Here is a 12,146-nt window from a genome sequence, read left to right as displayed (position 1 = left end):
CCAAGGATTGCGCAAGAGGCAGGAAAGAAGCTGCACAACGCAACCCGCTGCTGGCAGCAGGGGCGTAAGCTGAACTCAACTTCGATAGCCCGGTAGAGCTGTCCAACGAAGGCGCCCCAGGAGGGCCTTTCGCATCGCCAACGACGGTATCCCGTCCGCCGCGCCCGGGCCCGCCCAGGTCACCATTCCTGGTCGATCGCAGCCACCGTCACGAGCGGTGCGAGAGGACAACGAATTCAAGGGGAGACCGCAAGGTCTCCCCTTTTCTTTTGGGTGGGATTTGGTGTTTGGTGGGAAGAGCATCGCGGCCAGGGCGGTCCGCCGATACGGCCGCCCCTACAGGCTTCGATATGCTTCGTAGGAGCGACTGTCTTATCGCAGCCATGGCCGCAATAGACCGTAGGTTGGGCTGAGACGGCTTTATCGTCGAAGCCCAACATTGTCGGCGCTCCGCGGCAAGACCTGTTGGGCTTCGCTACGCTCAACCCAACCCACGGCGACCCGCCATGGCTGCGATCATCTCGTGAGCCTCAGGCCTGTCCGGGCGGTTGCTTGTCCACGGTCAGGGGCGCGTCGCTGGCGAGGAATTCCCGGGCCTCCTCCTCACTGGCCACCGAGGGCGGCGAGCCGCGCAGGGGTTGGCCGGCGGTTTCGCGCACGGTGAGCATGGTCAGGATGCCGATCACCGCAGCGGCCATCATGTAGTAGGCCGGCACCAGGGGGTCGCCGGTCTTTTCCACCAGCCAGGCGGTGACCAGCGGGGTGGTGCCCCCGAACAGCGACACCGAGATGTTGAAGGCGATGGACAGGGCGCTGTAGCGGATCGGGGTATAGAACAGCGCCGGCAGGGTGGACGGCATGGTGCTGGTAAAGCAGGCCAGGGCCATGCCCAGCAGCATCAGGCCAAGGAAGATCAGCCAGTCGTGGCCGCTGCCGATCAGCTTGAGGCAGGGAATCGCCAGCACCAGGATCGCCAGGCAGGCGCCGATGATCATCGGCTTGCGGCCCAGGCGGTCACTGAAGAAGCCACCCAGGATGTTGAGCGGCATCATCACCACCATGACGATGAGGATCAGCAGCAGGCCCTTGGTCTCGGCGTAGCCCATGGTCACGGCCAGGTAGCTGGGCATGTAGGTCAGCAGCATGTAGTCGGTGACGTTGAACACCAGCACTAGGCCGATGCACTTGAGCAGGGCGACGCGATGCAGGGTGAACAGCTCGCGCAGGCTGTGCGCCGGACCGTCCGCGGCCTTGCCTTCGTTGGCTTCGGTATGGGCCTTGAATGCCGGAGTTTCTTCCAGCTTGAGGCGCATATAGAGCCCGAGCAGGCCGAGCGGACCGGCGATGAAGAAGGGTACGCGCCAACCCCAGTCGAGCAGCTGTTCCTGGGTCAGGGCCGCAGTGAGCGCCGTGACCGTTCCCGCGCCGGCGATATAGCCGGCCAGGGTGCCGAATTCCAGCCAACTGCCCATGCGTCCGCGGGTCTTGTCGGTGGCGTATTCGGCGATGAAGGTCGCCGCGCCCCCGTATTCGCCACCGGTGGAGAAGCCCTGCACCACGCGCGCCAGCAACAGCAGGGCGGGTGCCCAGATGCCAATGCTCTGGTAGCTGGGGATCAGGCCGATGCTGAAGGTGCCCAGGGCCATCATGATCATGGTCAGGGCCAGCACCTTCTGGCGACCGTACTTGTCGCCCAAAGGACCAAAGACCATGCCGCCGATGGGGCGGACCAGGAAGGCCACGGTAAAGGTGGCGAAGGTGGCGATCAGCTGGGCGGCGGCGTCGCCGTCGGGAAAGAAGACCTTGCCCAGGGTCACGGCCAGGTAGCCATAGACGCCGAAGTCGAACCATTCCATGGCGTTGCCGAGGGCGGCGGCGCCGACGGCGCGCTTGACCAGGGAATTGTCGACGATGGTGAGGTCGTCCGGTTTTACCTCATGGCGGCGCTTGAACCAGCCAACGTGATGATGGTGTTTCGACATGTGTTTTCCTCCTTGCGTGGGGCCATAGACCCGAGCGCACCGCTAGAAGTGCGATGACAGACGGGCAGAAACTTCCCTGCCGCCTCCAGGGATGGTCCCGGGAATGCCTGCACGGCCCTGGGGGATTCAAGACCCGGGCGTCCGCTCCGCCCTTGCGGCCCCCGGGTTTCCCCGCTCGCCCTCGGCAGTCTGTGGCGGCCGTTCGAGCGCGGATGGGCGCGCGGCTAACGGCCAGGCTGGGGCAGGGTCCAAGCCTTGGGGTACTCTGGGCCATGCCCTCGTGGAGCCGTGCGATGAAATCGCCTGCCGTGCTGTTCGCGCTTGTCCTTTCCGGCGTTTCCCTGTGGAGCGCCGCGCCCGCCTGGGCCGACAACAACTATCGCCTCGGCGGCGGCTACGTGACCCCGCCACCCGGGGCCCAGCCGCCGCCGATCGCACCCGCCGGCAACGCCGGGCGCTGGCAGGGCGGTGGCCAGGGTGACTGGAATGGTGGCCCGCCCGGGCGTGGCGACGGTCCTGGGCGCGGCAATGGTCCGGCGCTGGAGCGCTGGGAGCGCAACGACCCCCCGCCGCCGCGGCCGGGCTATCAGCCGGCCTGGCAGGATCGCCCCGTTCCCGTGCCGCGCCCCGGCTATATGCTGCCGGCGCCCGATCAACCGGGGCGGAACTACCCGCCGCCTCCGCCCCCGCGTCCGGAGCGCGATCCCCAATGGGCCGGGCCGCGTCCGGGTTGGGGCGCCAATCCCCAGTGGCGACCGGGGTTCGAGGTGCCGGGCGTGCCGGCCGGCTTCACCCGCATCTGGTACCGGGACAGCCAGTATTACTATGCCGACGGCTACTGGTATCGACCCCAGGGGCCGCGCTATGTGGTGACCCTGCCGCCGACCGGGGTGCGGGTCAGCGTCCTGCCGGCCTTCGCCGAGACCCTGTGGATGGGCGGCACCACCTATTACTTCGCCGCGGGCAGCTACTACCGCACCGATCCGGGCGGCGGCTTCGTCACCGTCGCCGATCCCAGCGTGGCGGCCGTGCCGACCACCACGGCAGCGCCTAGGGGAACGGACTACGACGCCTATGACGTCACCGCCTATCCCTTGCAGGGGCAGTCGCCGCAGCGCTACGCCACGGATCGCTACGACTGCCGGCGCTACGCCGCCGGAGAGTCGGGCTTCGATCCCGAGCGACCCGGTGCGGTCGGCGATCCCTACCTCACCCAGCGTTTCCGCCAGGCGCTGGCGGCCTGCCTGGCGGGGCGTGGCTATCGCGTGGAGTAGCTATCGGGTGGAGTAGCTGTCGCGTGGAGTAGCCATCAGTCGTTGGTCAGCTGCACCAGGGTGAACAGCCCGAAGGGCGGTACGCTGCGGCGACTGGCGCGGCGCAGGTCTTCGCGGGAGAGGATGGAGCCCATGGCGAAGTCCGGGTGCCAGCCGAGCTTGCGCGAGGCCGGTGCCAGGGCCTTTTCCGCCAGCAGCCGCAGGCCGCTCTCGGCCTGGAAGTGATTGACCAGCAAGAGGTGACCCCCCGGCTTCACCACCCGGCGCATCTCCTGCATCAGCTTGCGCGGATTGGGCACCACCGAGGCCACGAACATGGCCACGGCGATATCGAAGGAGCCGGTGGGCAGGCCGGTTTCCTCGGCATTGGCCTCGAGCAGGGCGTCCACCGTGGTGATGTCGTCGCGAATGACCCGCTCCCGGGCCTTGGCCAGCATGTCGGGCGAAAGATCGATCCCGGTGACGCGCTTGTCGGCGCCGTAGTGAGGCAGGGCCAGCCCCGTCCCGACGCCCACTTCCAGCACCCGGGTCCCCGCCAGGGCGTTGACCGCCGCCACCGCACGCTTGCGGCCCGGCGCGGAAACGCCGCCGAACACCCGATCATAGACATTGGCCCAGCGCCGGTAGGCGGAAATGATGGCGGCATTGTCCAGCGCGGAGTGCGGAGCGGCGCTGTCGGCGGTATTCAGCGAATAATCGATTTTCTTCGAGTCGTGCATAGCGGCCTTGTCATTGTCGGTAGATGAAAGCAGAGGCGTTACGAAGCGAATTCGGCCAGGCGTCCAATAGTGATAAGTGCGATCTGTTGGTGGATACAGGCGCTTCGCTATGTCGTCGTGCGGATCGAAAGTGGCTCTTTCGTCTTGGCGTCCAGGGTCTGCAAGCCAGGCGTAACGGCTGCTCCAGATAGGATCGTTACTGTTTTAGAACAATCGCACAGTGTTTGGCTAGTTATGTCTGGTGTTATCTCGCCTGGATGAGAAGTTGGTAGTTCTAATTGTTTTTGATTGTTCGTTCTTTCAATTTAAATATTGTTTAATTATTTGTTCGTTCAATTAATGAGGTGGATAGGCGGGGGCACGCTGCTCTGCAGTCTTCTGGCCAGGAAAGCGGAGGCAGAGCGCAGAGAGAGTCGGGAGCCAGTTGAGGGGGCTAAAGAGAGATGCCATGGTCAGCAGCCCCACGCTTGCTTCCGCGAAAGCGTCTTAGCTTTACTGGGCGCTGGCCGATAGACCTTGGCCATCAGGGCTTTTGGAATAGGTTTTAATGCTTAGCTGGCGCATTGATAGCTGGCTTTATTTGCATTCTGCAAGGCAATGCACCACGCCGCAGCCTTCCGTTTCGCCTGTCCCGGTCCTGTCCAGTCATCCCGCCAGGATGGCCGAATATCCAGCCGTTGCTGATTTTCAGCTCGCCTGGGTGCAGCATTCCTACCATTCCGTTACCCATAAGGCCGAGCTGGCGTGCAGAAGGCTGAGGGCTTCACTTTTGCTTTATAGCTAAGGATGAAGTTGCTGCTGTACGGTGCCACTCCGGAACGCTGTACCCGCGGCTGGAGAGAAAATTGCTCCACGGCCAGAGCCAGTGAGTAGCTCTTGGAGCTCGGATCGCTTCGCCAATGGATGCTGCCTTCGCTACCCATCACGGGTCTGCTCGGTCTGGTTGTTGGGTCTGATACAAGCCAGGACAGCTATGCCGGCCATCATGGTTTCGGGGCCGACTATCCCGCGTCTGCTGACTTGCGGTGTCCATGGATTCAGCATGGTAGACACAGGTATCAGTGGAGCACGTCTAGGCTTATGACGCCGGATCGATTCGCTTTTTGTCTGAATGCTCAAGGATGACGACTGAGTGCTGTCTCGCCGCGGAAGGAGATTCCCGGCTTGCGCTTTTCGCTTGGATACCCCGTCATGAAAAATAGGTCATTACGTCCCGTCCAGGGTTTTACCCTGATCGAGATGTTGGTAGTTGTCGCCTTGCTGGGCATCTTCTTGGCCATCGCCGCGCCCAGTTTTGCCGGTCTGATCCGCTCCAACAAGGTCCAGGCCGCTGCCGATGAGTTGGTGACGGTATTGCAGTATGCGCGTAGCGAAGCCATTACCCGGGGGGTGACGGTAACGTTGACGGCTGATAGTGCGAACACCTGGAATGCCGGCTTCAACATCACTGCGGCAGGGCAGGTACTCAGGCGTATCGACGCCGGCGGTTTGCAGAGTGGTATAACGGTGAGCTCGGGTGCCGTTCAGGCGAGTTTCAGCGCGACCGGTACTACCGGTGCCACAATCAATCAGTGTTTCACCCTTTGCCCAGTCGATCAGGCAGGGCAGTGCCGTTTCGTGGGTGTCAGCGTGACCGGACGGATCACCCAGCCATCCACCGACCGGCCCCCGACTGGGGAGTGCACGTGAGGAGGCTGCAGTCAGGCTTCAGCATGATTGAGGTGTTGGTCAGCGTCGTGCTGATCTGTGTGGGTCTGCTTGGCATTGCCGCCTTGCAGAGCAAGGCGGTGCCTTTCACTCAAGACTCCGTCCAGCGCAACGCTGCCATGATGCTGACCAATGACCTTCTGGAGCTCGTCCGCGCCAACCCGACGGCAGTCGACAGCTACCTCAAGGCGCCTGACGATGATTTCGCGAGTGCACCGGCAAGCTGTCGTCCGACCCCAGCCGCTGCGGATGATCAGCTCGCCTGCTGGGCAGCCCAGGCCAGTTCGCTCCTGCCCGGTGCGGCGGACCTGCTGAGCAGTTCCTTCTATGTCTGTCAGAACGCGACCCCAGGTCCTGCGGGGGCGGCGGCGTCCTGTAAGGGAGGCGACTACCTCGAGATCCAGGTGGCCTGGGTCGCGCCGGTCGACAGCTGCCTGGACGGTGGTACTCCGACTGGCAACGGTACCAGCTCCATCTGTACCTACCGTTTGCGAACCCGACTCTGAGGCCCGTTCAATGCTCAACCGCTTCGTGAACGCATCGGCCCGGCAACGGGGACTGTCCATCGTCGAGCTGATGGTTGCCCTGGCCATCAGCAGCTTTCTGATCCTGGGAATCACCCAGCTCTACATCAACAACAAGAGAACCTACCTGTTCCAGCAGAGCCAGGAGGTCAATCAGGAGAATGGCCGCTTCGCGTTGGCGCTGCTGAGTCAGGAGCTGGCCAAGGCGGGCTATCGACGGCGGCCGGATATCGCGGTCACCCAGGATTTTCCGGCCGACAGCGGAAGCTCGAATACCGGCAACGCCCTGGATTGCAAGTTCGCGGCGGGTGCCTCGGTGACTGGCGATGCGACCAGTATCTGTATCCGTTACCAGGCGCGCGACGCCCGGGAAATCGACTGCCGTGGTCAGGTGCTGAGTGCCCAGTCGAGCACCTTGGCCAACAACGCCGATGCCCCCTACGAGTACTCCAATACCGCTCAGAACGCGGTGATCGTCGAGCGCTTTTCCCTGGCGACCGATCTCAACTTCACCACTGGGGCGGCTAACGAACGTCCAGGCGCCTTGGTGTGTGCGAGTAATCTGCTGGCCTGCGGCAATGGCGCCTGTACTCGGATCAAGGGTGATACCGGCACCGCTCAGCTCATCAGCGGTATTCGCGATCTGCGCTTCGACTATGGCGTCGGTACCGACAAGAGCGTCTCCTCCTTTACCCTCACGCCCGCTACCAGTTCGGCCGCCCTGATCCGAGCTGTGCGCTATTCGGCTCTCTTGCAGTCAGTGGCCCGTGGATTACGCGATACCAGCGATACACCGCTCGTCCTGAGCCAGTGGAACCAGACCTATTCCACGACCTTTACCGGCAGCGCCTATCTGTACCAGATCGCCCAGGACACCATTACCCTGAGGAACCTGATGCCATGACCTTTTCTCGATGCCACTCGGGAAGACGACAGCGTGGCGCGTCGTTGCTGATCGCGTTGGTGCTGCTCCTGCTGTTGACGATTCTGGCCCTGACCAGCCTGCGGGGCGTCACCCTGGAGTCACGGGTCATGGGCAATATCAAGCAGCAGCACAATCTGCAGAGCGCCGCCGAGACCGCACTCAGGGCCGGCGAGGGCGTGATCGGCAGAGCCGTTGCCGCGCCCGACCTGGCAAGCACCTGTACCTTGACCTTCTGCATTCCCTATCAGCTGCGCAACAACGCCTACCTGAACGCCGGAGGTGCTGCCCTGGGTAGCGAGACGATCGGCAAGCTCAGCGTACCTCTGGGGTACATGACGCCGCTGTTCCGTAACGGCGACCCGAGCGCAACCCTCGACGGCTACAGCATCCTGAACTCAGGTACCACGGCGGAAACGCCCAATGCCCGCTGGTACGTGGTCGATCTCGGACCTCTGGATACTGGTAGCGAAAACAATTGCGCCCTGACCGGATGTGGCACGCGCTACTACGAGGTGGACAGCTGTGCGGGTGCCGGCTGTGCGAGCGATCAAGTCGGCCAGCGGATCACCTACCGCTCAGTCATGGCCAAGAGCTTCTAATGCGCGAGGACGCGTCGATGAACGTTCAAACCGGTCGTCACGGTTGGATAGCGCTGCTGGCAGCCCTGGTTTTCTCCAGCTTGGCCCAAGCCACCACGACCTTTCCCAGCCAGTCGCCTCTGTTCGTAAGCCAGGCGGAGCCGCCCTTGGCGATGCTGGTATTGGGCAAGGATCATTCGCTGTTTTTCGAAGCTTACAACGATGCCAGCGATATCGACGGCGATGGCGTACTGGATCTGAAGTTCAAGCCGACCATTGCCTACTACGGTCTCTTCGACTCGGCCCTGTGCTACAGCCATTCCGGCGGCAGCGGCAACGGCGACAAGTTCACCCCCATCGGGAAGGCCGCCAGCAATAGCGCCGGGACCTATGCCACCTGTTCTGGGAGCTGGTCCGGCAACTGGCTCAACTACGTCACCACCAGTCGCATCGATGCCCTGCGCAAGGTGCTCTATGGCGGCTATCGACAGCTCGATGACACTTCCCAGACCGTCCTGCGGCGGGCCTACATCCCGCAGGATGGCCACTCCTGGGCCAAGGAGTACACCAGCGTCGCCGTCGATGGCTACGACATTGCCAATTTCACGCCCCTGAGTGCGCCTGCCAACGGCATCCGATTGTTCTTCGGCAACGTGACCATGACTGCCGGCACCAACTGCAGTGTCTTGAGTTCCTGCAGTAACCTGCCGCCGTTGTTGTCCGTGGTCAAAACCGCGGATACCACCACAAGGGTCTGGGATTGGGCGTCTTCGGAATCTCCGGTGCTCAACAACAACACCTACGGTAGGGGTACTCGTACCAACTACACCGTACAGGTAGCGGTCTGCACGGGTGACTATCACGACAACGACTGCCAGGCCTATCCAAACGGGCAGTACAAACCGGTCGGATTGCTGCACGACTTCGGTGCCGACGACGCCATGCTTTTCGGCTTGCTGACGGGCAGCTACAACAAGAACATGTCCGGTGGCGTGCTGCGCAAGGTCGTATCCAGGTTCAGCACTGAAGTGAACGCCAATACCGGGGTCTTCAGCGCCAATGCCACTATCGTCAGAGCCCTGGATGCGTTGCGCATCCGCGACTACAACAACGGCGGCAATGGCAGTGCCTATCGGCGTGGCAGTTACCGGACTGGCATCATGCCGGAAGGCTATTATCCCGACTGGGGTAACCCCATCGCCGAGATGATGTACGAAACGTTGCGTTATTTCGCCGGCAAGGCTGCGGCGACCGCCGCTTTTACCGGAAACAACAGCGACACCGGGCAGAATGAAGACGCCAACGTGGGGCTTCCACAGCCGACGTGGGACAACCCCTATGCCAGCAACAGCGCAGCCAATGCCCACTGGTGCGCCAAGCCCAACATGCTGGTGATGAGCAACGTCAACGTCTCCTACGACTCGGATCAGTTGCCCGGCAGTGCCTTTGCGTCTTTCAGCGGCGATCTCAGCGGTCTCGATGTCAGTGCCCAAGCCAGGGCCATCAGTGCCCTGGAGCCCTCGGTGGCCGGTCAGCGTTACATTGGTGCGGTAGGCACCAACGAGGATTATGCGCCTACCGCCAAGGCGGTCACGACTCTCGCCAACATCCGCGGCTTGGCACCTGAGGAGCCCACCAAGCAAGGCAGCTACTATTCGGCCTCTGTGGCCCGCTATGGCGCGAACACCGATTTGAACAGCGTCTCGGGCGATCAGAAAACCAACACCTACGTTGTCGCCCTGGCATCCTCCCTGCCGAAGTTCGAATTCAACGTCGGCGGCAAAACCGTTTCCCTGGTGCCCTTCGCCAAGACCATCAACGGTGTCGGCACCAATCGAAGCAGGGGTAACTACCAGCCCACGGACGCCATCGTCGATCTGTACGTCGAAGCCTACAGCAGCACAGGCGCAGTCTTTCGCGTCAACTACGAGGCCGATGAACAGGGCAACGATTTCGATAGTGACGTCATCGTCAAGTACGACATCAGCGTAGCCAGCGGTCAGCTAAAGGTGGTGGTGACCCCTACGGCCCAGTCCACCGGCAGTAATCAGAACCTGGGTTACGTGATTTCCGGGACCAATCGTGACGGAGCCTATCTGGTCACCCAGGACAAGAATGCGAGTCTCAAGTATTTCCTCAACGTACCGCCAGGTCAGGATGCCGGTTACTGCAACTACAGCTCCGAGGCGAGCATGGCTGCTTCCTGTGCCCAACTGCCTTGGATCAACGGGAACCCAGCGGCCAGTACCCAGCTGTTCACGCCGGGCAGTACGGCGGCTACCACGCTCAACAGTCCGCTGTGGTTCGCCGCTAAATATGGCATCGCCGGACGCGATACGACGGGGATCGTTGGTGATCCGGATAACTATTTTCTAGTCACCAATGCCGCAAGACTGAAAAGCCAGTTGCGCGCTGCGTTGAGTCAGATTTTGCAGAACAATAATTCCGTGGCAGCGCCGGCGGTGTTGCCCTCCCTAAGCACCAGCAGTGGTACGACGACTAACTATGACACCTATGCCACGGGTCTAAACGTGACGTACTGGAGCGGCGAGCTGACCAAGACGACAGTGGCTATCGGCACCACCGCGGGCGCTACGAACAAGACGACCACTACGGCCTGGAAGGCCAGTACAGTGATGCCCGCCTGGACCGACCGCACTATTCTGATTCCTGCGGTTCCCGGTACCGGAACGGGGTTACGCTCGTTCACCTACAAGAACCTTGCGGATCGCACCTACGACGGCAAGCCCCTGCAAAACAATCTGGATGCCGATAAGGTCGATTTCCTCAAGGGCGATGCGTCCAAGGAGTCCTCCCTCTACCGCAAGCGTTCGTCCTTGTTAGGCGACATTGTCAATTCCACACCTGCAGTGGCCAGTGGCGCTCAGTATCTGACCAGTGCCGCCAATGCGTTGGAAGGCGCCACGGGTGACTATGCAACCTTCAAGGCTAACCAGGCGCGTGTTGCGCCCATGGTGTACGTCGGCGCCAATGACGGCATGTTGCATGGCTTCAATGCCAATACGGGTAAAGAGGCCTTCGCCTTTATGCCTACGGCGGTGATTCCCAACCTGTATCAGTTGGCCCGTTCTTCCTATAACGATGCCTCTGCTTCGCTCCATACCTACTATGTGGACGGCTCGCCCGTCATTGCCGATGTCTACTTCGGACAACAATGGCGCAAGGTTCTCATCGGCACTTTGCGAGGAGGCGGTAAAGAGGTCTTCGCGCTGGATATTACCGATCCGACATCGCCCAGGTTGTTATGGGAATTCACCGGGGCGGACATCCGCACCAACCCTGCCAGCGGTAGCGCGCAGGGGGTAGCGAACTCGCGTAGCGACCCCATGCTAGGCAATAGTTTCGGTACTCCACTGGTGGTTCGATTGCACTCTGGGCAGTGGGCAGTGCTGTTTGGCAATGGCTATGATGGTAACGGCCGCAAGGCTGCACTTTATGCATTGAACGTGGCGGACGGCTCTGCCATCGGCAGTAATTTCCCGTTGGTTGTCGAAGCCGACAGCAAGAGCAACGGTTTATTCAACCTGAAGTCTCTGGACGTCAACTCTGACGGTATCGCCGACTATGTCTACGGTGGCGACCTGCAGGGCAATCTATGGCGGTTCGATCTGATCGCCGGCGGTAACCTCACGAGTTCGGCACGCGCCTCGGACTTCAAGGTTTCCTTTGGTGGTAGTCCGCTCTACCAGGCAAGAAGCCGTGACAAGAACGGTACCGTCCAACCCATTACGGCGCCGCCGTCGCTGGTTCGTCACCCATCCGGCCAAGGGTTTGTGGTGATGTTCGGCACCGGCAGCTATTTTTCCTTGGAAGACAAGTCGTCTTCCGACCTGCAAAGTATCTATGGCATCTGGGACAAGAGTGTGGCCACGGTCTCTACCCCTAATGCCGCGACCACTACCCCGACGCTTAATCGCGCCTCTCTGCAACGCCAGAACTTTTCCCAGGAGACCGCCCTTGGCAGCAAGGCCGTGCGGGTGCTCAGCAACAACAGCGTGGACTGGTCCGCAGCAAGTGGCTGGTATCTCGACCTCGCCTACAGTGGCGTCCAGCTCGGCGAGCGTATGGTTGATCCCATGACAGCCAGCGGTCAGGCGCTATTTTTCAGCACTATCACACCCAATAGTGAAGTCTGTGCCGCAGGGATCTCGGGCTGGACCTATGCGGTGGATCCAAGTTCGGGAGGGCGCACGACATTCAATGTGTTCGACCTCAATGGCGATGGCGTGGTCAACGCTGCGGACAGTTCGAATGACACGGTGATCTCTGGATTCGACATGCCTGCAGGAGGAACTACGCTCTCGGGTAGCCAGTTGGGCAGTACGGACGCCAACTTGACCACCATCAATAAGGGTCCTCAGGCATCGGGCCGGCAAACCTGGCGGGTAATACCGCAACCTCAATGAGTTCGGGAGA

The 12,146-nt window shown here is 61.6% G+C and carries 8 protein-coding genes; 6 read left to right on the top strand and 2 right to left on the bottom strand.

Going from position 1 to position 12,146, the window contains the following annotated elements; all coding sequences use genetic code 11:
- Positions 1-530: 530 nt before the first annotated feature.
- Positions 531-1,982, bottom strand: coding sequence for a glycine betaine/L-proline transporter ProP (gene proP / locus FHR73_RS18895; RefSeq protein ID WP_183633305.1), 1,452 nt, complete (start codon positions 1,980-1,982; stop codon positions 531-533).
- A 293-nt stretch (positions 1,983-2,275) separates the two neighbouring features.
- On the opposite strand from proP, the gene FHR73_RS18890 reads away from it, so the two are divergent.
- Positions 2,276-3,256, top strand: a complete 981-nt coding sequence (locus tag FHR73_RS18890; RefSeq protein ID WP_183633303.1) for a DUF6515 family protein — start codon at positions 2,276-2,278, stop codon at positions 3,254-3,256.
- A 35-nt stretch (positions 3,257-3,291) separates the two neighbouring features.
- On the opposite strand, the gene FHR73_RS18885 is transcribed toward FHR73_RS18890, so the two are convergent.
- Entirely contained in the window at positions 3,292-3,975 is a 684-nt protein-coding gene (locus FHR73_RS18885; protein WP_183633301.1) for a class I SAM-dependent methyltransferase, read from the bottom strand.
- Positions 3,976-5,139: 1,164 nt separating this feature from the next.
- Between FHR73_RS18885 and FHR73_RS18880 the strand changes: the two genes are divergently transcribed.
- The 5 genes from FHR73_RS18880 to FHR73_RS18860 are packed head-to-tail and all read left to right on the top strand — an operon-like array spanning position 5,140 to position 12,136.
- Positions 5,140-5,664 carry a GspH/FimT family pseudopilin gene (locus tag FHR73_RS18880; protein ID WP_183633299.1) on the top strand — a complete coding sequence of 175 codons (525 nt, stop codon included), beginning with the start codon at positions 5,140-5,142 and terminating at the stop codon, positions 5,662-5,664.
- Positions 5,583-6,188 carry a type IV pilus modification protein PilV gene (gene pilV, locus FHR73_RS18875; RefSeq protein WP_409258695.1) on the top strand — a complete coding sequence of 202 codons (606 nt, stop codon included), beginning with the start codon at positions 5,583-5,585 and terminating at the stop codon, positions 6,186-6,188. Before FHR73_RS18880 ends, pilV begins: the two co-directional genes overlap by 82 nt.
- Before the next feature lie 10 nt (positions 6,189-6,198).
- On the top strand, positions 6,199-7,110 hold the full coding sequence (locus FHR73_RS18870; RefSeq protein ID WP_183633295.1) for a PilW family protein: 912 nt from the start codon (positions 6,199-6,201) through the stop codon (positions 7,108-7,110).
- Positions 7,107-7,730, top strand: a complete 624-nt coding sequence (locus FHR73_RS18865) for a PilX N-terminal domain-containing pilus assembly protein (protein WP_183633293.1) — start codon at positions 7,107-7,109, stop codon at positions 7,728-7,730. The genes FHR73_RS18870 and FHR73_RS18865 overlap by 4 nt, the downstream gene beginning before the upstream one ends.
- 17 nt (positions 7,731-7,747) lie before the next feature.
- Positions 7,748-12,136, top strand: coding sequence for a pilus assembly protein (locus FHR73_RS18860; RefSeq protein WP_183633291.1), 4,389 nt, complete (start codon positions 7,748-7,750; stop codon positions 12,134-12,136).
- Positions 12,137-12,146 lie beyond the last annotated feature (10 nt).

The organism is Pseudomonas sp. AS2.8 (assembly GCF_014190935.1).
Classification (GTDB): Bacteria; Pseudomonadota; Gammaproteobacteria; order Pseudomonadales; family Pseudomonadaceae; genus Chryseomonas.
The sequence above is the reverse complement of the archived record's forward strand: the minus strand, read 5'-3'. Positions and strand labels throughout refer to the sequence as shown.

Excerpts from the sequence above, each read along its gene's own strand:
- FHR73_RS18870 (WP_183633295.1), top strand. The coding sequence starts at position 6,199 with ATGCTCAACCGCTTCGTGAACGCATCGGCCCGGCAACGGGGACTGTCC.
- FHR73_RS18890 (WP_183633303.1), top strand. The coding sequence starts at position 2,276 with ATGAAATCGCCTGCCGTGCTGTTCGCGCTTGTCCTTTCCGGCGTTTCC.
- FHR73_RS18865 (WP_183633293.1), top strand. The coding sequence starts at position 7,107 with ATGACCTTTTCTCGATGCCACTCGGGAAGACGACAGCGTGGCGCGTCG.
- FHR73_RS18860 (WP_183633291.1), top strand. The coding sequence starts at position 7,748 with ATGAACGTTCAAACCGGTCGTCACGGTTGGATAGCGCTGCTGGCAGCC.
- proP (WP_183633305.1), bottom strand. The coding sequence starts at position 1,982 with ATGTCGAAACACCATCATCACGTTGGCTGGTTCAAGCGCCGCCATGAG.
- FHR73_RS18885 (WP_183633301.1), bottom strand. The coding sequence starts at position 3,975 with ATGCACGACTCGAAGAAAATCGATTATTCGCTGAATACCGCCGACAGC.